The organism is Paeniroseomonas aquatica (genome assembly GCF_030409335.1).
In the GTDB taxonomy this organism is placed as follows: Bacteria; Pseudomonadota; Alphaproteobacteria; order Acetobacterales; family Acetobacteraceae; genus Belnapia; species Belnapia aquatica.
In genome coordinates this window covers 24,582-45,794 of sequence record NZ_JAUFPN010000313.1, presented here as the reverse complement: position 1 = coordinate 45,794, position 21,213 = coordinate 24,582, and the positions used below count along the sequence as shown (strand labels likewise).

The following is a 21,213-nucleotide window of genomic DNA, read 5'->3' as shown; positions in this document are numbered from 1 at the left end:
ACCGCGATACCCGGCGATGGTGGCGCGCGGGAATGGATCATCGCGTGACCACGTCAAGGCATCCGGCATAGCCGTATCGCCCACGCAATGCGCGGTTTCGGAATTATTCCAAATCTGCTCGCGACCAAGTTAATGCCATCGGCATCTCCGGAAGTGCATTCCGATGCCATGCGACCGGGAGGTTGCCTAGCGCGATGTCGACAGTGTCCCTGGCCGATGTCCGGCCAACCGCTCGGATGCCTGACATTCCTGCCCTGCCGGACGCAGCAGCCGGTGGTGCCGGCAGGCTGCTGCCGATGGTGTTCTCGACAGGCGACGTCGAGAAGCAGCATCAATTTGATGTCTGGAACAGCAAGTACAGTTCCTTCAATACGCTCCGGCCATTGACGCGGGTGGCCGATGAATTCAAGGCCTGCAACGAGATCTGGTCCCTCGGCCAGCTGGCGCTGATGCGCAACCTGGCACCCGCCGTGGCCTTCGAACGCAGCCTGCGGCAGATCCGCCGCGACTGCGTCGATCACTGGGTCATCCGTGTGGCGCGCAGCGGGCAGTTTCGCCTGCGCATCGGCGATGCGGTGATCCGCACCGGGCGCCTGCAGCCGATCCTGTTCACGCTCGGCCTGCCGCATGAGGGTGACCGTTCAATGGCGGATTGGATCTCGCTTTATGTCCCGCGTGACAGCTTCCCCGACTTGGCGGCCGGGCTCGACCGCCTGGGCAGCCGTATCCTCGATGGTCCCGGGACGGGCCTGCTGGTCGACTACATGACCATGCTCGAACGCCGGATGCCGGGCGTCACGCTGGCCGAGCTGCCATCCCTCGCGGAGGCGACAAGGGCCATGGTCTCCGCCTGCCTGCTCAATGAGGCAGGCGGAAGCGCCATGGCGCGGCACGACGTGGAGGTGACGCGGCTTGGACGGCTCCGCCAGGTCATCCGCCGGAACATCGCCTCGCCGACCCTCGCCCCGGAAAAGCTGTCCCGTCTGGGAGGCGTCTCGCGCTCGCAGCTCTACCGCCTGTTCGAGCCACATGGCGGCGTCGCGCGCTACATCCAGGCGCAGCGGCTGCGGCTCGCGCATGCCATGCTGGGCGATCCGGAGTGCCGGCTGACCGTCGCCGCCATCGCCGAACGGGTCGGGCATTTCGATGCCTCCGCCTTCAGCCGCGCCTTCCGCCAGGAGTTCGGCTACACGCCGAGCGAAGCCCGCGCCACCTTCGGCAGGTGGTTGCCCGAAGCGCCCCTCTGCAACGACATCCTGCACGCCGCCGATTTCGCGGGCATCCTCCGTCGCCTGGGTGCGGCAACGGGCGCCATCCGTCCCCAGGACTGACACTCCGCCGACTCGTTCTGGGACGCACGGACCAGTCGCGGGACGGATCGCCGGTTTCCGCTCCCGGGACCGGCTTTTATGGTGCCGCGGTATCGCGGGCGCCGCCGCATGCCGGTCGACGGATGCGCGGCGCTGGCGCCCCGGGCATCTCGCCGGTGCAGCGGGCCGTGCCGTCCCGCCCCAAGGGGCCGGCCATGGTGTCCGCGCTTCCTGTCGCTCCCCGTCGGGGCGGCGATCGCCGTCTCAGTTGCAGGATCGCAGGGAGCATTGGCCGATGAGCATGACCTTCGCCACGGAAATCCGCCTGCTCTCGGAGGAGGAGCTGGAGCCGATCCGGCGCAGCCATTTCCCGCTGCTCGAGGAGCTGCCGCGCGAGGCGCTGCTGGAACTGGCACGCTGGCTGCGCGCCCGCCGCAACCGCGCGCGCGACCTGATGTCCGACCACCGCCGCGCCAAGCGCGGCAAGTCCGCCGCGGCAACGCCCATCGCGGATGCCGACCGCGGCCTCGCCGCGAAGAAGCAGGTCTTCGCCCATGGCCTGCGGCGCGTGAATGCCCGCCTGGACGCGTTGCTAGCGGCGGAGAAGCGCGCCCGCGACACCGAGCGCCTGCGCGGCGCGCTCGCCCGCCGGCAGGCCCAGGCGCCAAATCATCCGGCGGCGGGCCATGGTGGGCAGGGCGAGGCCCAGCCGAAGCCCAGCCGGAAGCCACGCCCGACCATCCATGGCGCGCGGATCGGCAGCGTCTCGCAGGCCGGCCGCAACGCCCAGGCCCGGCGCGACGCGCGTGGTTGACCAGACCGAAGCACGGAGGGCACCCCATGGCGAAATCCCCGGCCCAGGCATCGCGCGGCCGCGTGCTGGTGGACCTCGCGCTGCAGGGCGGCGGGTCCCATGGCGCCTTCACCTGGGGCGTCGTCAACCGGCTGCTGCAGGAGGAACGGCTGGAGATCGAGGGGATCTCCGGCACCTCCGCCGGCGCGATGAATGCGGCGGTGCTGGCCAGCGGCTATGCCAAGGGCGGTGCGGCCGGGGCGCTGGCGGACCTGGAGGCCTTCTGGAAGCGCGTCGCCGACGCCGCGCGCTACAGCCCCTTCCAGCGCGGGCCGCTCGACCGGATGCTGGGCCGCTGGACGCTCGATAATTCGCCGGCCTACCTCATGGTGGACCTGCTGGCGCGGCTGATCTCGCCCTATGACATGCCAAGCTTCGGCGGCAACCCGCTGGAGCAGGTGCTGCGCGAAAGCGTGGACTTCCAGGCGCTGGCCGAGGGACCGATCAAGGTCTTCGTCACCGCGACCAACGTGCGTACCGGCCGCGGGCGGATCTTCCGCAACGCCGAGATCACGCCGGCGGCGCTGATGGCCTCGGCCTGCCTGCCGCAGATGTTCCAGGCCATCGAGATCGACGGCGAATCCTACTGGGACGGCGGCTTCGCCGGCAACCCGACCCTGGTGCCCCTGATCACCGAGCTGGAGTCGGACGACACCATCCTGATCCCGATCAACCCCATCGAGCGGCCCGGCACGCCCCGCAGCGCGCGCGACATCCTCGACCGGGTGAACGAGATCTCCTTCAACGCCGTCGCCCTGAAGGAGCTGAAGATGCTGGCCCTGCTGCGCCAGGTGGCCGATGCCGGCGGCGGCGAGGGGCAGGGCTGGGCCAGGATGCGCATGCACATGGTGCGCAACGACGTGATGGTGGAGCTCGGTGCTTCCTCGAAGCTGAACGCGGAATGGGACTTCCTGGCGATGCTGCGGGATGAGGGCCGCAAGGCGGCCGGCCTCTTCCTGGACGAGCACGGGGCCGCGATCGGCCAGCGCTCCACCGTGGACTTCGACCGCCTGCTGGCCGGGGTCTGAGGCGGTGGGGCTGTTCGGCATCCTGCTGGGCCTGGGCCTTCTGGTCTGGCTGGCCTATCGCGGCTGGAGCGTGCTGCTGCTGGCGCCGGCTGCGGCGATGGTCGCGGCGGCCTTCGCGGCGGAGCCGCTGCTGGCGCATTGGACCGAGACCTTCATGGGGGCGGCGGCGCGCTTCGTCGCGCAGTTCTTCCCGATCTTTCTCCTCGGCGCCCTGTTCGGGAAGCTGATGGAGGACAGCGGCGCGGTAGGCGCCATCGCCGAATTCATGACCGCCCGGCTCGGGATGCGGCGGGCGGTGCTGGCGGTGGTGCTGGCCGGGGCGATCGTCACCTATGGCGGCGTCAGCCTCTTCGTCGCCTATTTTGTCCTCGGGCCCATGGCGATGGCCTTGTTCCGCGCCGCCGACATTCCGCGCCGGTTGATGCCGGCCGCCATCATGGTCGGCAGCTCGACCTTCACCATGTCGGCGCTGCCGGGCACGCCCGCCATCCCCAACACCATCCCGATGCCCTTCTTCGGCACCACACCTTTCGCCGCGCCCGGCCTCGGCATCGTCGCCTCCGCCATCATGCTGGCGATCGGCCTGTGGTGGCTGCGGCGGGCGGAGGCGCAGGCCCGCGTCCGCGGCGAGGGCTTCGGCGACGACCGGCCCGGCGCGGCGGAGGCCGCGGCGGCCGATCCGCTGGTGCGCGAGCGCGCCGTCGCGGCACGGGAATTCGACCCGGCCGAGATCCGCCACGGCGCGCAGGCGCCGAGCGGCCCGCCGCCGGCCCTCGCCTTCCTGCCGTTGCTGGTGGTGGTGCTGACCAACCTGGCGATGTCCTTCCTGGTACTGCCCAATCTCGACACCGCCTTCTTGAAGGGGCCGCGCTGGGGCGGCATCACGCTCGCGGCCGTCGGCGGGGTCTGGGCGGTGGCAACCGCCTTGCTGGCCGGCATCCTGACGCTGCTGGCGACCGGCGGGCGGCGCATCCCCGAGCTGCGCGCCTCGGTCGATGCCGGCGCCAATGCCTCCGTCCTGCCGGTGCTCAGCGTCGCCAGCCTGGTCGGCTTCGGCGCGGTGGTCGCCGCCATGCCGGCCTTCGAGGCGGTGCGGGACTGGGTGCTCGGCATCGGCGGCGGGCCGCTGGTGTCGCTGGCCGTCGCCACCAACCTGCTGGCGGCGCTGACCGGCTCGGCGTCCGGCGGCCTGACCATCGCGCTCGAGGCGCTGGGCCCGACCTACATGGCGATCGCGGCGGCGCAGGGTATCGATCCCGGCCTGCTGCACCGGATCGCGGTGATCGGCGCCGGCACGCTCGACATCCTGCCGCACAACGGCGCGGTGATCACCCTGCTGGCGGTCTGCGGCTGCACCCACAAGGAGAGCTACCTCGACATCGTCATGGTGGCGATCGTGAGCTCCGTCGCGGCGCTGGCGGCGGTGATCCTCCTCGGCGGGCTGGTGGGGTCCTTCTGACCCGGCGCGGGGCCAGGTGCCGGATGCGGTCAGCCGGGCGGCGGCGCGCCCTCGGCCGGCACCCGGCCCGACAGCAGCTCCGCCACCCAGCGGCTGCCCGGGAACTCCTGGCACAGGGCCAGCGCCAGGATCAGCGCCGGCACGCCGATGAAGGCGCCGGGGATGCCCCAGAGCAGCGCCCCGAGGAAGACCGCGACCAGCACCATGAAGGGCGAGAGCGCCAGCCGCGCCCCTGCCAGCCGCGGCTCCAGGGTGCTGCCCGACAGGAACTGGATCGCCTGCAGCACGACGAAGACGGTCAGCGCCGCCTGCCAGCTGCCGAACTGCAGGGCGGCGAAGAAGGTCGGGAACAGGATGGCCAGCAGCGGGCCGATGAAGGGGATGTAGTTCAGCACGAAGGCGATCACGCCCCATTCCGCCGCCAGCTCCAGCCCCATCAGGCGGGCGAAGCCCCAGACCGCGATGCCGGTGGCGATGCTCATCACCGTGCGCACCAGCATGTAGGCCCGCAGCCTGGCGGCGGTCCGCGTCAGCGCCCGCAGCACCCCGGCCGCGGCCGCGCTGTGCCGCCCGAGCCGCGCCAGCTGCCGCCCCGCGACGGCGACCTCCAGCAGGCCGAGGATGACAAAGACCAGCGTGAGGCCGAGGAAGCCGAGGACGCCCTGCAACTGCAGGATCACCGCCTGGGCGATGCGGACCAGCTGGCGCATGTCGAATTCGCCGGCGAGCGCGGCCGCGGCGCCGATGCCCCGCGCCTCCAGCCAGTCGAGCTTGGCCGCGTACAGCGCCTGGAGCTGCGCCGCATTGGCGATCACCCAGCGGGCGACGCGCCCGAAGCCCCAGCCGATGGCGAGCGCGAGCAGCACCAGCACGACCAGCGTGACGAGCACCGCGGCGAGCAGCGCCACCAGCTGCGGCGCCCGCGACTGCATCGCCCGCTGCACCGGCCAGGCCAGCGCGATGGCGAACAGGGCGAAGGCGACCGGCGCCAGCACCGCCTCGGCGAGGTGGAGCGCCACGGCGACGAGGATGCCGGTGCAGAGGCCGAGCATCCAGCGTGAAGCATGATCCGGCATCCCACCCGCCTTTCCATTCCGGACAGGCTTGTGCAGCCGGTGCGAGGGCGCAAGCTGGGCGTCCCGGAATCCGCGGCGGCTGGGACGGAAGGACCGCAAAGGGGACGTGATGCGCATGCCTGCCTGGATCCGGCGCCTGGCGCGCCGCCTTGCCCTCGGGGCCGCGATGCTCGTCGTCGCGCTGCTGGTGCTGCGCATCTGGGACAGCCAGCGCGGCCCGCCGCTCTCGCCCTGGCATCTTGTGGTGCCGGAGGAATTGGGCGCCAAGGCGCTCGATGCCGCGGACTGGCCAGGCTACCTCGCTGCCGAGGACGAGGCCTTCGCCACGGTGCGCCGCAAGGTGACCGAGGCGCTGGAGCCGCAGGACCAGATCCCGGCCAACCGCTACTTCGCCGGCAGCCCGCTGCATCCCGCGCATTTCGCGCAGGACTGGAATCGCTCCTTCGTGCTCGAGCCCGGCGGGGATGGGGGCGAGGCGCGGGGCGCGGTGGTGCTGCTGCACGGGCTGACCGACGCGCCCTTCAGCCTGCGCCATATCGGCGCGCGCTACCGGGACCGCGGCTGGGCCGTCATCGGGCTTCGCCTGCCCGGGCATGGCACGGTGCCGGCCGCGCTGACCGACGTGACCTGGGAGGACTGGCAGGCGGCGACCCGCCTGGCGATGCGGGAGGCCCGCCGGCGGGCCGGGCCGGGCCGGCCGCTGCACATCGTCGGGTTTTCCAACGGCGGGGCGCTGGCCATGAAATACGCGCTGGACGCGGCCGAGGACCCGGGCCTGCCACGGGCGGAGCGGCTGGTGCTCGTCTCCCCCATGGTCGGTATCACCGCCTTCGCCCGCTTCGTCGGCCTGGCCGCGCTGCCCGCCTATTTCCCGCGCTTCGCCAAGACCGCCTGGCTCGGCATCGTGCCGGAGTTCATCCCCTTCAAGTACAACTCCTTCCCGGTGAACGGCGCCTGGCAGTCGCATCGGCTCACCGCGGCGCTGCAGGCGCAGGTGCTGCGGCAGGCGGCGGATGGGCGGCTGGCGCAGCTGCCGCCCATCCTCACCTTCCAGTCGGTGGTCGACTTCACCGTCAGCACCCGGGCGGTGGTGACCGCGCTCTACGACCAGCTGCCGGCGAAGGGCAGCGAGCTGGTGCTGTTCGACATCAACCGCAATGCCCGGCTCGGCCCGCTGCTGACGCCGGCCACCACCGCGGCGCTCGACCGGCTGCTGCCGCCGGGGGCGCGGGCCTATCGCACGACCATCATCGCCAATGCCGGGCCTGACCAGGCCGAGGCGGTGGAGCGCGTGACCGAAGCCGGGTCCACGGCGGAACGGGTCCGGCCGATCGGCCTCGCCTGGCCGCGCGACATCTTCTCCCTCTCGCATGTCGCGCTGCCCTTTCCCGTCAGCGACGGGCTCTACGGCCTGGACCCCGACCCGGCCGACGACCTCGGGGTGCGGCTCGGCGCCCTCGCGGTGCGCGGCGAGCGCGGGGTGCTGACGGTCAGCCCCGAGGCGGTGACGCGACTCTCCTCCAACCCCTTCTTTCCCTACCTGCTGGCACGGATCGACGAGGGGCTGGCGCCGGCCCGCTGATGCGGCCGGCCCGCGGCGGGGCGCTTTGGGACGCATGGGGCAGGGCCGGGACGCCGGGCTGATCCCAACCCCCTGGCCGGGTCATTAGCCTGCATCCCGGCGGCGGCCCGGCGCTGCCCCGACTTGCGTGCAGACCGGGATGAGGGACACCACATGCGCCGCCCGGGCCGCACGGCGAACATCCCCTTCCGCAAGCGGCCGCGTGCCCTGCCCGCGCTGCTGCTGCCGATGCTGCTGGCCGCCTGCGACGACCCGGCGCCGCCGCCGGCGCCGGAAATCCGGCCGGTGCGGGTCGTGACCGTCGCCCCGCGCAGCGGCGGCGACAGCGTCTCGATCACCGGCACCGTGGCGGCGGAGACCGAGGTCAACCTCGCCTTCCGGATCGACGGCCGCATGGTCGAACGCCTGGTCAATGTCGGCGACCGCGTCACCGCCGGCCAGCTCGTCGCCCGGCTGGACCGGCAGAACGAGGAGAATTCGCTGCGCGCCGCCCGCGCCCAGGCCTCCGCCGCCCGCGCCCAGCTGACCGAGGCGCGCAACAACTACCAGCGCCAACGCGACCTGCTGCAGACCGGCTTCACCACCCGCGTCCGCTACGACGAGGCGACGCGCACCCTGCGCGGGGCCGAGTCCGGGCTCGACGCCGCCCAGGCCCAGGTCAACATCGCCGAGAACCGGCTCGGCTATACCGAGCTGCACGCCGATGCGGGCGGCACGGTCACCGCCCGCGGCGCCGAGCCGGGGGAGGTCGTGCAGCCCGGCCGCATGATCGTCCAGATCGCGCGGGAGGAGGGTCGCGACGCGGTCTTCGACGTGCCGCCGGCGATGAAGGACCAGGCCCCGGCCGACCCGATCATCGAGGTGATGCTGACCATGGACCCCACGGTGCGGGCCACGGGCCGGGTGCGGGAGGTCTCGCCGCGGGCCGATCCGATGACCGGCACCTTCCGCGTCCGCGTCGGGCTGGACGCCCCGCCGCCGGCCATGCGGCTCGGCTCCACCGTCAGCGGCCGGATGGAGATCGGCGGCAGCGCGCTGATCGAGATCCCCGCCGGGGCGCTGACCCGGTCGCAGGCGCAGCCGGCGGTCTGGGTGGTGGATCCGGCGACGCAGACGGTGTCGCTCAGGGTGATCGAGGTGGTGCGCTTCGACCCCGCCCGCGTGCTGGTCGGCCAGGGGCTCGAGAGTGGCGAGACCGTGGTCACCGCCGGGGTGCAGGCGCTGCGGCCGGGCCAGAAGGTGCGGCTGCTGGGGCAGCAGGCCGCGGCGCGATGATCGGCCCCAATCTCTCGGCCGTCGCGGTCAGCCGCCGGTCGGTCACCATCTACCTGATGATCGTGGCCGTGGTGGCCGGCAGCCTTTCCTTCTTCCGGCTCGGCCGCAACGAGGACCCGGCCTTCACCTTCCGCACCATGGTCGTGCAGGCGGCCTGGCCCGGCGCCTCGATCGAGGAGACGCTGCTGCAGGTGACCGAGCGGCTGGAGCGCACGCTGCAGGAGGTGCCGAACCTCGACACGCTGCGCAGCTACACCGTGCCCGGCCAGACCACGATCTTCGTCGACCTCAAGGGCTCGACCAGGCCGGCCGTGGTGCCGGACATGTGGTACCAGGTGCGCAAGCGGGTCGGCGACATGCGCCACACCCTGCCGCAGGGCGTGATCGGCCCGGGTTTCGACGATGATTTCGGCGATACCTTCGGCATCATCTACGGCTTCACCGCCGACGGCTTCACCCACCGGGAGCTGCGCGACCAGGTCGAGGCGGTGCGCTCCCGCCTGCTCGGCGTGCCCGATGTGGCGAAGGTCGAGATCCTGGGCGCGCAGGACGAGCGCATCTTCCTGGAATTCTCGACCGAGCGCCTGGCCGGCCTCGGGCTCGACCTGCAGGCGCTGGCCGCGGCGCTGCAGGCGCAGAACCTGGTGCGGCCGGCGGGGCTGGTGCAGACCGGCGACGAGCGCCTGTCGATCCGTGTCTCCGGGGCCTTCGGGACGGAGCAGGACCTGCTGGCGGTGAATTTCGTCGCCGATGGCCGGATGGTCCGGCTGGGCGACATCGCCGAGATCCGCCGCGGCACCGCCGACCCGCCGCAGCCGCTGTTCCGGGTGAACGGGCAGCCGGCGATCGGCCTGGCGGTGGCGATGCGGGCGGGCGGCGACATCCTGACCCTGGGCAAGGCCGTGCTGCGGGAGATGGCGGCGATCACCGCGGAGCTGCCCATCGGCATCGAGCCGGTGCTGGTGGCGGACCAGGCCCGCACGGTGGACGACGCCATCGGCGAGTTCATGGAATCGCTGTGGCAGGCGATCCTGATCACCCTGGTGGCCAGCTTCGTGTCGCTCGGCCTCCGTCCCGGCTCGGTGGTCGCGCTGTCCATCCCGCTGACCCTGGCCATCTCCTTCCCGCTCATGGGGCTCTGGGGCATCGACCTCGACCGGGTCTCGCTCGGCGCGCTGATCATCTCGCTGGCCTTGCTGGTCGACGACGCGATGACCGCGATCGACGCCATGATCCGGCGGCTGGCCGCCGGCGACACCAAGCAGCAGGCGGCGACCTATGCCTATCGCACGCTGGCGGCGCCGATGATGACCGGCTCGCTGGTCACCATCGCCGGCTTCATCCCGATCGGCTTCGCCGCCAGCTCGGCCGGCGAATACACCTTCGGCATCTTCGCCGTCGTCGCCGTCACCCAGATGGTGTCCTGGGTCAGCGCCGTGCTCTTCGCGCCGGTGCTCGGCATGGCGATCCTCAAGCGGCCGGACCGGCCGGAGGGGGAGGCGCCGAAGCCGCCGGGCCTGACGCTGCGGCTGTACAACGCGCTGCTGCTCGGTGCCATGCGGGCGCGCTGGCTGACGCTCGCCCTCGCGGTCGGGATGTTCCTGCTCTCGCTATGGGCCGTCCGCTTCGTGCCGCAGCAATTCTTCCCGGCCTCGGACCGGCCGGAACTGCTGGTGGACCTGACCCTACCGCAGAGCAGCTCCATCCATGCCAGCGAGGCCGCGGTGCAGCGGCTGGATGCGGTGCTGGAGCGGGATCCGGAGGTGGAGCGCTGGAGCGCCTACGTCGGCCGCGGCGCCATCCGCTTCTACCTCCCGCTGAACGCGCAGCTGCCCAACCCCTTCTTCGCCCAGGTCGTCGTCGTGGCGAAGGATCTGGCGGCGCGGGAGGGCCTCCACCGCCGGCTGGAAGTGCTGCTGGCCGAGGAATTCCCGCAGGCCGTCGCTCGGGTCTATCCGCTCGAGCTCGGCCCGCCGGTCGGCTGGCCGCTGCAGTACCGCGTCACCGGGCCGGAGGTGGACAGGGTGCGCGAGATCGCCTTCCGCGTCGCCGGCGCGGTGGCCGCGGACAGCGACGCGCGCGGGGTGAATTTCGACTGGATGGAGCCGGCCCGGCAGCTCCGCGTGCGGATCGACCAGGACCAGGCGCGCCAGCTCGGACTGAGCTCGGCGGGCCTCGCCGCCACGCTGCATGCCGCCATCACCGGCACCACCGTGACCCAGCTGCGCGACGACATCTACCTGATCGAGGTGGTGGCCCGCGCCCTGCCCGAACAGCGGTTGTCGCTCGATGCACTGCGCAGCCTGCAGGTCTCGGTGCCGGGCGGGCGGACGGTCGCGCTCGGCACCTTCGCCAGCTTCGGCTACGAGCAGGAATTCCCGCTGATCTGGCGCCGCGACCGGGTCCCGACGCTGACGGTGCGGGCGGATGTGGTGCCGGGCAACCTGCCGGAAGCGGCGGTGGCGCGGCTCGAGCCGGCCATCGCCGCCATCGCCGCCGGCCTGCCGCCGGGCTACCGCGTCGAGCTCGGCGGCATCGCCGAGGAGAGCGCGGCGTCGCGCGGCTCGGTGCTGGCGGTCGTGCCGCTGATGCTGGCCATCATGGTCACCGTGCTGATGTTCCAGCTCCAGGGCTTCCAGCGGCTGGCCCTGGTGGTGGCGACCCTGCCGCTCGGCCTGATCGGCGTGGTCGGCGCGCTGCTGCTGTTCCGCCAGCCGCTCGGCTTCGTCGCCATCCTCGGCATCCTCGCGCTGCTCGGCATGATCGCCAAGAACGGCGTCATCCTGCTGGTGCAGATCGAGGCCGACCGCGAGGCCGGCCTGTCGGTCTGGGACGCGGTGGTGGCGGCCAGCAATTCCCGCTTCCGGCCGCTGACCCTGACCGCGCTGTCCACCGTGCTGGGGATGATCCCGATCGCGCCGACGGTCTTCTGGGGGCCGATGGCCTTCGCCATCATGGGCGGGCTGCTGGTGGCGACGCTGCTGACGCTGGTGGTGCTGCCGGTGCTCTATGTCACCCTGTTCCGCGCCCGGGCGCCGGACCGCAGCCACGCCACGGCACGGGCGCCGGCCGGGGTGGTGGCCGAATGAGCATGGCGGCAGTGGTCCGGCGCGGCCTGCCCTTCCTCGGCCTCTGGCTGGTGCTGGCCGGGCCGGACCCGTCCGGGCTGGCCTTCGGCCTGCCGGCCGCGGCGCTTGCCGCCGGGATGAGCCTCCGCCTGCTACCCGCCTCGGGCCGGGCGCCGCGGCTGCGGCCGGCGCTCCGCCTGGGCGCGGCGGTGCTGCAGGCCTCGGTCGGCGCCGGCATCGACATCGCCCGGCGCGCGCTCGACCCGCGCCGCGGCGTCCGGCCCGGCGTGGTCGCGGTGCCCCTCGGCATGCCGCCCGGCCCGGCGCGCGACGGCTTCCGGCTGCTGGCCAGCCTGCAGCCGGGCACGCTGCCCTGCGGCCTGGACGGGGCGGGGCGGCTGCTGGTCCATGCCCTCGATACCGGCCTGCCGGTGGCGGCGGAGATGCACGCGGCGGAGGCGCTGTTTGCCGCCGCCGCGGGCCAGGCGGTGCGGCATGGCTGAGGCGCCGGTCCTGGTCGCCCTGATCCTGGCGGCCCTGGTCATCCTCGCCTCGGTCGCCGGCGGGCTGTGGCGGGTGCTGCGCGGGCCCGATCCGGCGGACCGGCTGATGGCGACCCAGCTGCTCGGCACCGGCGGCATCGCCGTCCTGCTGCTGCTGGGCGCGGCGACGCGGCAGCCGGCGCTGCTGGACGTGGCGCTGGTGCTGGCGCTGCTCGGCGCCTTCGCCTCGGTTGCCTTCGTGCTGGCGTCGCGGCTGGTCGGCTCCCGATGAGCGCCGTCCTGGCGTTCCTCGGCCTGCTGGCGGTCGCCGCCGGCGCCGGCTTCTTCGTGGCCGGCACCGCCGGGGTGATCCGCTTCCCGGATACGCCGAGCCGCCTGCACGCCCTGACCAAGGCGGACAACCTCGGCCTCGGCCTGGTGGTGCTGGGGCTGCTGCCCTTCGTGCCCGGCTGGTTCTTCGCGCTGAAGCTCCTGCTGGTCTGGGCCCTGGTCCTGCTGTCCGGCGCCACCGCGGCGCAGCTGATCGCCGAGCGGGTGCGCGGGCCGGAGCCGCCCGCATGACCCTGGATGGGGTGCTGGCCGGGGTGCTTGACGGTCTCCTGGCCGCGCTGGTGCTGGCGGCCGCCGGCTGGACCCTGGCGGCGCCTGCCGCCTTCCCCGCCACCATCGGCTTCGTCGGCTTCGGCCTGCTGCTGACGCTGGCCTGGGTGCGGCTGGGTGCACCGGACGTCGCCCTGACCGAGGCGGCGATCGGCACCGGCGCCACCGGCGTCATCCTGCTGCTGGCGGTGGTGCGGCTGCGCGGCGGGGAGGAGGAAGTCTCGGCCGCCACGCCCGGCCGCGCGCTGGTCCTGGCCGCCGGGCTGCTGGCCGGTGCGGTCGGCCTGGCCCTGGCGCTGGCCGTGCTGGCGCTGCCGGACCCCGCGCCCGGGCTGGCGGCGGAGGCGGCGGCGCGCACCGCCCCGCTCGGCCTCGGCAACCCGGTGGCGGCGGTGCTGATGGTCTTCCGCGGCCTCGACACGCTGCTCGAATCGGTGGTGCTGGTCTTCACCGTGCTGGCCGTCTGGTCCATGGCGCCGGACCGGCACTGGGGCGGCCGGCCGGGGCCGGAATTCCCGCGGCAGGACGACGGACCGCTGGCGCTGCTGGCCCGGCTGCTGCCGCCGGTCGGCCTCGTCATCGGCATCTACATCGCCTGGGTCGGCACCGACGCGCCGGGTGGGAAATTCCAGGGCGGCACCATCCTGGCCGCCATGTGGGTGGTGGCCTGGGCGGCGGGGCTGGTGCAGGCGCCCTCCGTCGCCGACCGCCGGGTGCGGCTGATGCTGGTGGCGGGGCCGCTGGTCTTCGTCCTGGTCGGGCTCGCCGGCTTCGGCATCGCCGACGGCTTCCTCGCCTATCCGCCGGCGCTGGCCAAGCCGCTGATCCTGGTGATCGAGGCGGCGATGACCCTCTCGGTCGCCGCCGCCCTGGCCCTGCTGATCGCCGGCCCGCCGGAACACCCCCCGGAACGCGTGACATGAGCGGCGCGCCGATCTTCGGCCTCACCGGAGCGGCGCTGGTCGGCCTCGGGCTGTTCGGCCTCCTGGTGCAGGCGGCGGTGCTGCGGAAGATCCTCGCCTTCAACCTGCTGGGCGCCGGCGTCTTCCTGCTGTTCGGCGTGGTGGCGCAGCGCGGCGGCACCGCGGGCGGCGGCGCGGATGCGGTGCCGCAGGCCATGGTCATCACCGGCCTGGTGGTCGCCTTCGCCGCGACCGCGCTGGCCGTGGTCGTGGCGCTGCGCATGCACCAGATCACCGGCGCGGCGACGATCTCGGAATCCGACGGCGCGGAGCCCGGCGGGTCGGACGCGGCATGAGCCCGGCGACGCCCGGCGGCAGCCTGCTGGTGCTGGCGCTGATCCTGCCGGTCGCCGCCATGCTGGTCGCCTTCGTCCTCGGCGGCCGGGCGGCGGAGCGCCTGGCGCTCGCCGCGCTCGGCCTCGGCGCCCTGCTGGCCATGCTGGTCGCCGCGGCGGTGTACCGGGCCGGGGCGCCGCTGGCCTATGCGGTCGGCGGCTGGGCCCCGCCGCTCGGCCTCGCCCTGCGCGCCGATGGCGTGACGGCGGCGATGCTGCTCACCGCGGCCCTCGTCCTCCTCGCCGTCGCGCTGTTCGGCCGGACCGGCCATGCGACGCCGCCCGGCCTCGCCGAGGCCCGGGCACCCTTCGCCTTCTGGTGCTTCCTGCTGGCACTCTCGGCCGCGCTCGCCGCGGCCTTCCTGGGCGGCGACCTGTTCAATCTCTTCGTCGCGCTGGAGATGCTGACCTTCGCGGCGCTCGCCCTCGCCTGCCTCGAGGGCAAGCCGAGCCAGTTCCGCTCCGAGCTGCGCTACCTGCTCTTCGCGCTGATCGGCTCGGTGCTCTACCTGCTCGGCACCGTGCTGCTCTACGGCGGCTACGGCACGCTGGACATCGCCCTGCTGGCCGGCCGGGCGCGGGCGGATGCGCCGACCCTGCTGGCGGCGGCGCTGATGACGGCCGGGCTGGCGGCCAAGATGGCGCTGTTCCCGCTGCATCTCTGGCTGCCGCCGGCGCATGCCGGGGCGCCGCCGGCGGCCTCGGCGGTGCTGTCGGGGCTGGTGGTCAAGGCGTCCTTCGTGCTGCTGCTGCGGCTGTGGTTCTGGGTGATGCCGCCGCTCGCCGCCGCGGCCGCGGCACCGCTGCTGGCGGCGCTGGGCGCCGCGGCGATCCTGGCCGGCAGCCTGGTGGCGCTGCGGCAGGCGCGGCTGAAGCTGCTGGTCGCCTACTCGACCGTCGCGCAGATCGGCTACCTCTTCCTGATGTTCCCGCTGGCCCTGGCCGGCGATGCCGAGGTCGCCGCCCGTGCCTGGCTGGGCGGCATCCTGCAGGCGTCCTCGCATGCCTTCGCCAAGGCGGCGATGTTCCTCGCGGCCGGGCTGATCGCCGGCGCGCTCGGGCACGACCGCATCGCGGCGCTGGGCGGGGCGGGACGGGCGGTGCCGGTCTGCGTCGTCGCCTTCGGGCTGGCCGGCCTGTCGCTGATGGGCATCCCGCCGAGCGGCGGCTTCACCGCGAAATGGCTGCTGCTGACCTCAGCCGTCGCCACCGGCCAGTGGTGGTGGGCGCTGGTGATCGTCGGCGGCGGCGTGCTGACCGGCGGCTATGTCTACCGGGTGCTGGCCGGGTCGCTGACGGCGCCGCCCGTGACCGATGCGCCAATTGGCGATGCGCCGCTGCCGGCAGCGGCGTCGCGCGGGCCGCAGCTGGTGGCGCTGGCGCTGGCGCTGGTCTCGGTCGGGCTGGGCCTGCTGCCGCTCGCCTCCTTCGGGCTGGTGCAGGTGGGGCGGCTGGGGGCCGCGCCGTGACCGGGTCCCAGTACCTGCTGCTGGCCAGCTTCGGCGCTCCGCTCGGCCTGCTGATTGCCTGCCTGTGGGAGGCGCCGCGGCGGCGCCTGCCCGGGTTGCTCTGGCTGGCGCCGCTGCCCGCGCTGGCCGCGGCGCTGCTGGCGGCGGACGGCCCGCCGCTGGTCCTCGATCCCGCCAGGCTGCGCTTCACCCTGGCGCTGGACGCGCCTTCGGCGCTGCTGCTCGGCGCGGTGGCGCTGCTGTGGAGCGCGGCGGGCGCCTATGCGCATGGCTATCTCGGCGGCAAGCCGGGGGCGCGGCGCTTCGCCCTGTGGTGGCTGGTCACCTTGTCCGGCAGCCTCGGCGTCTTCGTCGCGGCGGATCTCGTCAGCTTCTACCTGGCCTTCGCCCTGGTCAGCCTGCCCGCCTTCGGGCTGATCGTGCAGGACGGCACGCCGCGCGCCCGGCGGGCCGGCGAGGTGACGCTGCTGCTGGCGGTGCTCGGCGAGGTCGCGCTGCTGCTCGGCTTCGCGCTGCTGGGCGATGCGGTGCCCGGGCCGAGCCTTGCCATCGCCGATGCGCTGGCGGCGCTGCCGGACAGCCCGGCGCGGAGCATGGTGGTGGGGCTGCTGGTCGCCGGCTTCGGCCTCAAGGCCGGGCTGGTCCCGCTGCATGTCTGGCTGCCGCTGGCGCATCCGGCGGCGCCGATGCCGGCCTCGGCGGTGCTCAGCGGCGCCATCGTCAAGGCCGGCATCATCGGCCTGCTGCGCTTCCTGCCGCCGGATGCGGCGGACTGGGGCGGGGTGCTGGCCGGGCTCGGGCTGGCGACCGCCTTCTGGGGGGTCGGCTGCGGCATCACCCAGGACAACCCGAAGACGGTGCTGGCCTATTCCACCGTCAGCCAGATGGGCGTCACCGTCGCCGCGCTGGGCATGGGCCTGGCGCTGGCAGTCCCCGGCACCGCCATGGCCGTCGCCTTCTATGCCGCCCATCATGTGCTGGCGAAGGGGGCCCTGTTCCTCGCCGTGGGGGTGGGCGCCGTCCTGGGTGGCGCCCGCCGCCGGACGCTGGTGCTGCTGCCGGCGCTGGTGCTGGCCCTGGGCTTCGGCGGCATGCCGGGCACGGGCGGGGCGCTGGCCAAGGCGGCGGTGAAGCCGCAGCTCGGCGACGGGCTGCCCGGCCTGCTCGCGGCGCTCTCGGCCATGGGCTCGACGCTGCTGATGCTGCATTTCACGCGGCGCCTCGCGGCCGTGCGGCCGGCGGCGGCGCGGTCCGTGCCAATCCTGGCGCCGGTCCTGCTGGCGGCCTGGCTGGGCATGGCTGCGGCGGCCCTGCTGCTGCCCTGGGCATTGTACCGGCCGCTGGGCCTCGGCAATCCCTGGGACGTCCTGGGCAAGGACCTCGCCATGGCGCTCTGGCCGGTGCTGGCGGGGGCGTTGCTCGCCATAGCGCTGGCCCGCTGGGGCGGGCGGTTGCCGCGCGTGCCGGAGGGCGACCTGCTGGTGCTCACCGGCCGGGCCGGAGGCCTTGGCGAGGCCATCGGCGCGGCGGTCGCGCGGCTGGAGGCGGCGTTGCGCGCCTGGCCGGTGGCGGGGATGGCGCTCCTGGCCCTGATCCTGGCCTTGTTCGGCACGATGCTGGCCGCGGCACGCTGACACCGCCGCACCCGATGCCGAGGGCGGCGGCAGCCACCCCCAGCCGCGGATGACGGCGCGGAGATCCGCCGGCGCAGGTCCTCCCCGCTGTGCCCGGGCGGGCTCAGCCGGCCTCGCGCAGCGTGATCCTTACGACATCGCCTCCGAGCGCCAGCATCAGCCCGGTGCGGCGCGTCCGCAGCCGCATGATCACCCCCGCCTGGTTCTGCAGCCACATCTCGCCGATGCTCTGGGTGCCGGCGACGGCGCCGAGCCGCGCCCGGGCGTAGGTCCCGCCGAAGCGTGATGGGTCACTGAGATTGTACACCTCGCCGTCGGCATCCACCGTCGAGGCGCCGATGCCGCCGACCCCGAGGCCGAGCACGCCGAAGGGCACCTCCTGCCCACGGATGCTGAGGACGCCGCTGCCCCCGCCCCCGCTGCCGAGGAAGCCGGCCTGCACGAGCCGCATCGTCACCGTGGCGTCGGGTGCCTGGTCGCGGATCACGGCGGGTCCGACCGCACCGCTTCGGGCGCAGGCGTTGAGCAGCGCCGCTGCCCCCAGCAGGGGCCCGTGATGCAGCAGCAGGCGGCGGCGGGATGGGCGGCGCATGGGTGGTACTCCTGGTGACTGGGAGGTGGCGAGGATTGCCCGCGGCAGCGCTGGGTACGGATGCGGCGCGGCGCCAGCGGGCACGCATGGGTGCAGCGTCCGATGCCTGTGCCGGGTGTCCGGCGGCCGGGATCCCCGCCGGGCTTCGTGCCGGCATCGGACAACCTCCGGCGCCGACAGCGGATGCCCGGCAGCCACGGCTCAGGCGGCGGTGGCGACGGCCTGCGCCCCCGCCAGCGCCTCGCGGAGCGCTTCCTCCTTGGTCTCGTCGAAGGAGCTGCGCATGATGCTGCCGCCGGAGCCCTGCAACTCGGCCATGACCTTGTCGGCCGTCATCTTGCGTATCAGCAGGAACAGGGCGGCATGGCCGGCCTCGAGGCTCTTGGCGACATCGAGCATGAACTTGTCGTTGATGCCGACATCGGCAAGCTTGCCGCCGAGCGCGCCCGAGGCCGCGCCGATCGCGGCCCCGAGCAGGGGCGAGAGGATGATCAGCCCGAGCAGCGAGCCCCAGAGCGCACCGGACGCGGCGCCGGCCGCAGCCGGGGAGAACAGCTGGTTCAGCTTCACCTGCCCGTCCGGCTGCTTCACCGCGACGACGGCATCGCCGAGTTCGATGAGGTATTCCTTCTGCATGCCAAGGAGGCGGCTGCGCACCTGCTCGGCCTGGGGCTCGGTCGGATAGGCGATGACGAGGAGATCGGCCATGATCGGTCCATTCCTGGGCGCTGTGGGTTACTGGTAAGGCGCGAAGGCCGCGGCGGCGCAGGCCAGGCCGCGGCGGTTGCGGAGCGCGAGGCCCAGCAGCAGCCGCGCCTTGAGGCCGGAGAGGATGCCGGCCGGGATGAGGCCCCGGCCGAGCAGGTCGATCTCGCCGCCGGCATAGCCATAGGTGCCGGTGAAGACCGGGCCGGCCAGGCAACGGCTGGCGAGGACGACCGGCATGGCTGTCGCGAGTTCGCCGAGCAGCGGCGCCGCCTCGGCCGGGACATGGCCCGCCCCCATGCCCTCGATGACGGCGCCGGCATAGCCGAGCTGCAGCAGCACCTCGAGCAGCCGCCCGTCCTCGCCCATGCCCCAGTGCAGCAGCGCGACACGACTGGGCGGGCCGCCGTAGCTGGGCAGGCCGGGCAGCCGCGGCGGCCGGGCATGAATGCGGGGACGGCCTTCCGCCACCACGCCGATCGGTCCGGCGAGCGGCGAGGCGAAAGCCGAAGGCAGCGCGGTATGCGCCTTGCGCACGAAGCGCGCGGCGTGGATCTCGTAGTTCAGCACCACCAGCGTGCCGAGGCCGCGCGCCTCGGCCGATGCCGCGGTGCGGACCGCGGCGAGGAGGTTCGCCGGCCCGTCGGCACCCGGCGCATCGGCGCCGCGCATCGCCCCGGTGACCACCACCGGCTGGTCGCCGCCCAACAGCAAATCGAGCAGGAAAGCGGATTCCTCGATGGTGTCGGTACCCTGCACCACCACCGCCCCGGTGAAGTCCTGGGCGAAGGCCTTCTCGATCCGCTGCGCGACCTCGAGCAGGTTGGCCGGCGAGAGGGAGGGGCTCGGCAGGCGGAAGGGCGATTGCGCCACCACCTCCGCGATATCGGCCAGCGCCGGGACGGCCGCGACGAGGTCCTCGGCGCCGAGCCGCGGCGCGATGCCGCCGGCCTCGCCCGGCAGCATGGTGATGGTGCCCCCGAGCGAGAGGACGAGGATGCGCGGCCGAGCCATCACGCCGGCCCCCCCGCCCGCACCCCCGCCCGCACCGGCCGCGCGAAGGTCGGGCCGAGTGCCGCCTCGTCCGGGATATCATGCTGGACCCCGCCGGGAGCCTCATCGGGGACCCCGTCCGGGATCTCGTCCGGCTTGTAGCCCGGCAGCCGGCTGGCGGGCAGGATGGTCAGCAGGGATACGCAGGCCATGATCAGCAGCCCGATCTTCAGCGCCCGCAGCCGGGCCGCGGTATTGACCTCGACCGCCGCCGCCACCTGCTCGGGCGAGGCCGTCGTGCGGGCCATGACGTCGCGCAGCCGATCGTTGGAGACGAAGTTGATGCTGTCGAGATCGAGCTGGGACTGGATCTCCGGCGGCAGGCGCGGATTCTCGGCGACGGCGCGCAGCACATTGGCGCTGAGCAGGCCGACCAGCAGCGCGCCCGCCACCGCGGTGCCGACGCCGGCGGCCAGGTTCTGCGCCGTGCCGCGCAGCGAGCCGACATCGCCGGCCAGCTCCTTCGGCGCGGCGCTGACCAGCACGTTGAACACCAGCGTGACCAAAGCCCCCTGGCCAATGCCGAAAAGGATCAGCCCGGTCATCACCACCGGCGCGCCCCAGTCGTTGCGGATGACGAATGCAAGCCAGAGCAGCGCCAGCGTGCACAGGGCGAAGCCGACCATGCCGATCACCCGCGGGGTGAACCGGCGATAGAGCCTGACCACCAGCATGGCGGTGAAGAAGACCGTCAGGTTGAAGGGCATCATGGCGATCGCCGTCTCGATCGGCGTCCGGCCCTGGACGATCTGGATATAGAGCGGCACGGCGAAGTTCAGCATCGCCTCCAGCGCCACCACGCTGAACATGGCGATCACCGCCGCGCGCTCCTGGTTCGAGGTGATGACCCGCAGGTCCAGCAGCGGGGTGCCGCCCCGCGCCTGCACCCGCCGGCACCAGGCGACGAAAAGCTGCAGCAGCGCCAGGCCGGTGACGATCATCAGCGGCGCCGGCGACATGCCCAGCACGTCGAAGGGCGCGCCGGGACGGGCGGTGCCGAGGCCCCAGCGGTTCAGGTTGTTGACGCCGAAGACGGTCAGGATGATGGCCGCCGCGGCCAGCACCACGCCGACCAGGTCGATCCGCACCTCCGGCCGCCCGGCCTGCGGCTTCAGCCGGGAGCTGAGCACGAAGACCAGGGCGCAGACCAGGATGAGCAGGCCGAAGACCGGCCGCCAGCCGATGAAGGTGCCGAGCATGCCGCCGATGAGAAAGGCGGCGACGCCGGCACCGGCGCGGGCCGAGCCCAGCGCCCCCACCGCGGTCGCCTGCTGCGCCCCGCGGTAGTGATGGGCGATCAGCGCCACCAGGGCCGGCACGTTCACCGCCGCGGCGAGGCCGGCCAGCAATTGCGCGGCGAGCATCACCGGCGCCGCGGGCGCGAAGGTCATCAGCACCTGCGCCGCGCCGAAGGCCAGCACCACGTAGCGGAAGACGGTGGTGGCGCCGAAGCGCTGCACCAGCTTCGCGCCCAGCATCACGAAGCCCGCCACCGCGAGGGAATACATCACGATGCCGGTCGCGATGGTGGTGGGCGGGACGCCGAAGCTCGCCACCATCCCCGACAGCGATACCGGCAGCGCGGCCACGTTGAAGGACATGATCGCCTGGCCGAGTGCGATGGCGATCATCGGGACCCAGCTCTCGGGTGCCGTGCCGGCGGGCGGCGGTGCCGGCGGAGTGGCCTGGACGTTCATGGACGGGTTTCC

The 21,213-nt window shown here is 73.4% G+C and carries 19 protein-coding genes; 14 read left to right on the top strand and 5 right to left on the bottom strand.

Annotation, left to right across the window (positions count from 1 at the left end):
• Positions 1-296: 296 nt before the first annotated feature.
• The 4 genes from QWZ14_RS31830 to QWZ14_RS31815 all read left to right on the top strand — a co-directional run bounded on the left by QWZ14_RS31830 (position 297) and on the right by QWZ14_RS31815 (position 4,650).
• Entirely contained in the window at positions 297-1,331 is a 1,035-nt protein-coding gene (locus QWZ14_RS31830) for a helix-turn-helix domain-containing protein (protein ID WP_290321114.1), read from the top strand.
• Positions 1,332-1,605: 274 nt separating this feature from the next.
• Entirely contained in the window at positions 1,606-2,124 is a 519-nt protein-coding gene (locus QWZ14_RS31825) for a hypothetical protein (RefSeq protein WP_290321113.1), read from the top strand.
• A 26-nt stretch (positions 2,125-2,150) separates the two neighbouring features.
• Positions 2,151-3,191: a patatin-like phospholipase family protein gene (locus tag QWZ14_RS31820; RefSeq protein ID WP_290321112.1), complete on the top strand. Its 1,041-nt coding sequence runs from the start codon at positions 2,151-2,153 to the stop codon at positions 3,189-3,191.
• 4 nt (positions 3,192-3,195) lie between these two features.
• Positions 3,196-4,650, top strand: a complete 1,455-nt coding sequence (locus QWZ14_RS31815) for a GntP family permease (protein ID WP_290321111.1) — start codon at positions 3,196-3,198, stop codon at positions 4,648-4,650.
• A gap of 29 nt (positions 4,651-4,679) precedes the next feature.
• Here the strand turns inward: QWZ14_RS31815 and QWZ14_RS31810 are convergent, their stop codons facing one another.
• The gene (locus QWZ14_RS31810; RefSeq protein ID WP_290321110.1) at positions 4,680-5,726 is read right to left on the bottom strand and encodes an AI-2E family transporter; all 1,047 of its coding nucleotides are present in this window, start codon (positions 5,724-5,726) and stop codon (positions 4,680-4,682) included.
• Positions 5,727-5,841: 115 nt separating this feature from the next.
• Here QWZ14_RS31810 and QWZ14_RS31805 point away from each other — a divergent pair, with 115 nt between their 5' ends.
• The 10 genes from QWZ14_RS31805 (at position 5,842) to QWZ14_RS31760 (ending at position 17,154) form a co-directional block, all read left to right on the top strand.
• Positions 5,842-7,308, top strand: a complete 1,467-nt coding sequence (locus QWZ14_RS31805) for an alpha/beta hydrolase (RefSeq protein ID WP_290321109.1) — start codon at positions 5,842-5,844, stop codon at positions 7,306-7,308.
• A gap of 153 nt (positions 7,309-7,461) precedes the next feature.
• On the top strand, positions 7,462-8,583 hold the full coding sequence (locus QWZ14_RS31800; RefSeq protein ID WP_290321108.1) for an efflux RND transporter periplasmic adaptor subunit: 1,122 nt from the start codon (positions 7,462-7,464) through the stop codon (positions 8,581-8,583).
• Positions 8,580-11,672 carry an efflux RND transporter permease subunit gene (locus QWZ14_RS31795; RefSeq protein WP_290321107.1) on the top strand — a complete coding sequence of 1,031 codons (3,093 nt, stop codon included), beginning with the start codon at positions 8,580-8,582 and terminating at the stop codon, positions 11,670-11,672. The genes QWZ14_RS31800 and QWZ14_RS31795 overlap by 4 nt, the downstream gene beginning before the upstream one ends.
• Positions 11,669-12,154, top strand: coding sequence for a Na+/H+ antiporter subunit E (locus QWZ14_RS31790; RefSeq protein ID WP_290321106.1), 486 nt, complete (start codon positions 11,669-11,671; stop codon positions 12,152-12,154). Before QWZ14_RS31795 ends, QWZ14_RS31790 begins: the two co-directional genes overlap by 4 nt.
• Positions 12,147-12,425 (top strand): monovalent cation/H+ antiporter complex subunit F, encoded by a 279-nt coding sequence (locus QWZ14_RS31785; protein ID WP_290321105.1) that lies wholly within the window; start codon positions 12,147-12,149, stop codon positions 12,423-12,425. The genes QWZ14_RS31790 and QWZ14_RS31785 overlap by 8 nt, the downstream gene beginning before the upstream one ends.
• Complete coding sequence (locus QWZ14_RS31780; RefSeq protein WP_290321104.1) at positions 12,422-12,715, top strand: monovalent cation/H(+) antiporter subunit G; 294 nt, start codon at positions 12,422-12,424, stop codon at positions 12,713-12,715. Before QWZ14_RS31785 ends, QWZ14_RS31780 begins: the two co-directional genes overlap by 4 nt.
• Positions 12,712-13,677 (top strand): hydrogenase subunit MbhD domain-containing protein, encoded by a 966-nt coding sequence (locus QWZ14_RS31775; RefSeq protein WP_290321103.1) that lies wholly within the window; start codon positions 12,712-12,714, stop codon positions 13,675-13,677. The genes QWZ14_RS31780 and QWZ14_RS31775 overlap by 4 nt, the downstream gene beginning before the upstream one ends.
• On the top strand, positions 13,674-14,012 hold the full coding sequence (locus QWZ14_RS31770; RefSeq protein WP_290321102.1) for an NADH-quinone oxidoreductase subunit K: 339 nt from the start codon (positions 13,674-13,676) through the stop codon (positions 14,010-14,012). The genes QWZ14_RS31775 and QWZ14_RS31770 overlap by 4 nt, the downstream gene beginning before the upstream one ends.
• The gene (locus tag QWZ14_RS31765; RefSeq protein ID WP_290321101.1) at positions 14,009-15,520 is read left to right on the top strand and encodes a complex I subunit 5 family protein; all 1,512 of its coding nucleotides are present in this window, start codon (positions 14,009-14,011) and stop codon (positions 15,518-15,520) included. The genes QWZ14_RS31770 and QWZ14_RS31765 overlap by 4 nt, the downstream gene beginning before the upstream one ends.
• Positions 15,517-17,154 (top strand): complex I subunit 5 family protein, encoded by a 1,638-nt coding sequence (locus QWZ14_RS31760; RefSeq protein ID WP_290321100.1) that lies wholly within the window; start codon positions 15,517-15,519, stop codon positions 17,152-17,154. The genes QWZ14_RS31765 and QWZ14_RS31760 overlap by 4 nt, the downstream gene beginning before the upstream one ends.
• Positions 17,155-17,257: 103 nt before the next feature.
• Here QWZ14_RS31760 and QWZ14_RS31755 read toward each other — a convergent pair whose 3' ends face one another.
• The 4 genes from QWZ14_RS31755 to QWZ14_RS31740 all read right to left on the bottom strand — a co-directional run bounded on the left by QWZ14_RS31755 (position 17,258) and on the right by QWZ14_RS31740 (position 21,201).
• Positions 17,258-17,746, bottom strand: a complete 489-nt coding sequence (locus QWZ14_RS31755) for a hypothetical protein (RefSeq protein ID WP_290321099.1) — start codon at positions 17,744-17,746, stop codon at positions 17,258-17,260.
• Positions 17,747-17,947: 201 nt separating this feature from the next.
• Positions 17,948-18,454: a DUF1269 domain-containing protein gene (locus tag QWZ14_RS31750; protein WP_290321098.1), complete on the bottom strand. Its 507-nt coding sequence runs from the start codon at positions 18,452-18,454 to the stop codon at positions 17,948-17,950.
• A 27-nt stretch (positions 18,455-18,481) separates the two neighbouring features.
• Positions 18,482-19,465: an asparaginase gene (locus QWZ14_RS31745; RefSeq protein WP_290321097.1), complete on the bottom strand. Its 984-nt coding sequence runs from the start codon at positions 19,463-19,465 to the stop codon at positions 18,482-18,484.
• Positions 19,465-21,201, bottom strand: a complete 1,737-nt coding sequence (locus QWZ14_RS31740; RefSeq protein WP_290321096.1) for an MFS transporter — start codon at positions 21,199-21,201, stop codon at positions 19,465-19,467. Before QWZ14_RS31740 ends, QWZ14_RS31745 begins: the two co-directional genes overlap by 1 nt.
• Positions 21,202-21,213: the final 12 nt, after the last annotated feature.

Excerpts from the sequence above, each read along its gene's own strand:
- QWZ14_RS31830 (WP_290321114.1), top strand. The coding sequence starts at position 297 with ATGGTGTTCTCGACAGGCGACGTCGAGAAGCAGCATCAATTTGATGTC.
- QWZ14_RS31825 (WP_290321113.1), top strand. The coding sequence starts at position 1,606 with ATGAGCATGACCTTCGCCACGGAAATCCGCCTGCTCTCGGAGGAGGAG.
- QWZ14_RS31820 (WP_290321112.1), top strand. The coding sequence starts at position 2,151 with ATGGCGAAATCCCCGGCCCAGGCATCGCGCGGCCGCGTGCTGGTGGAC.
- QWZ14_RS31810 (WP_290321110.1), bottom strand. The coding sequence starts at position 5,726 with ATGCCGGATCATGCTTCACGCTGGATGCTCGGCCTCTGCACCGGCATC.
- QWZ14_RS31805 (WP_290321109.1), top strand. The coding sequence starts at position 5,842 with ATGCCTGCCTGGATCCGGCGCCTGGCGCGCCGCCTTGCCCTCGGGGCC.
- QWZ14_RS31800 (WP_290321108.1), top strand. The coding sequence starts at position 7,462 with ATGCGCCGCCCGGGCCGCACGGCGAACATCCCCTTCCGCAAGCGGCCG.
- QWZ14_RS31795 (WP_290321107.1), top strand. The coding sequence starts at position 8,580 with ATGATCGGCCCCAATCTCTCGGCCGTCGCGGTCAGCCGCCGGTCGGTC.
- QWZ14_RS31790 (WP_290321106.1), top strand. The coding sequence starts at position 11,669 with ATGAGCATGGCGGCAGTGGTCCGGCGCGGCCTGCCCTTCCTCGGCCTC.
- QWZ14_RS31785 (WP_290321105.1), top strand. The coding sequence starts at position 12,147 with ATGGCTGAGGCGCCGGTCCTGGTCGCCCTGATCCTGGCGGCCCTGGTC.
- QWZ14_RS31780 (WP_290321104.1), top strand. The coding sequence starts at position 12,422 with ATGAGCGCCGTCCTGGCGTTCCTCGGCCTGCTGGCGGTCGCCGCCGGC.
- QWZ14_RS31775 (WP_290321103.1), top strand. The coding sequence starts at position 12,712 with ATGACCCTGGATGGGGTGCTGGCCGGGGTGCTTGACGGTCTCCTGGCC.
- QWZ14_RS31770 (WP_290321102.1), top strand. The coding sequence starts at position 13,674 with ATGAGCGGCGCGCCGATCTTCGGCCTCACCGGAGCGGCGCTGGTCGGC.
- QWZ14_RS31765 (WP_290321101.1), top strand. The coding sequence starts at position 14,009 with ATGAGCCCGGCGACGCCCGGCGGCAGCCTGCTGGTGCTGGCGCTGATC.
- QWZ14_RS31755 (WP_290321099.1), bottom strand. The coding sequence starts at position 17,746 with ATGCGCCGCCCATCCCGCCGCCGCCTGCTGCTGCATCACGGGCCCCTG.
- QWZ14_RS31750 (WP_290321098.1), bottom strand. The coding sequence starts at position 18,454 with ATGGCCGATCTCCTCGTCATCGCCTATCCGACCGAGCCCCAGGCCGAG.
- QWZ14_RS31745 (WP_290321097.1), bottom strand. The coding sequence starts at position 19,465 with ATGGCTCGGCCGCGCATCCTCGTCCTCTCGCTCGGGGGCACCATCACC.
- QWZ14_RS31740 (WP_290321096.1), bottom strand. The coding sequence starts at position 21,201 with ATGAACGTCCAGGCCACTCCGCCGGCACCGCCGCCCGCCGGCACGGCA.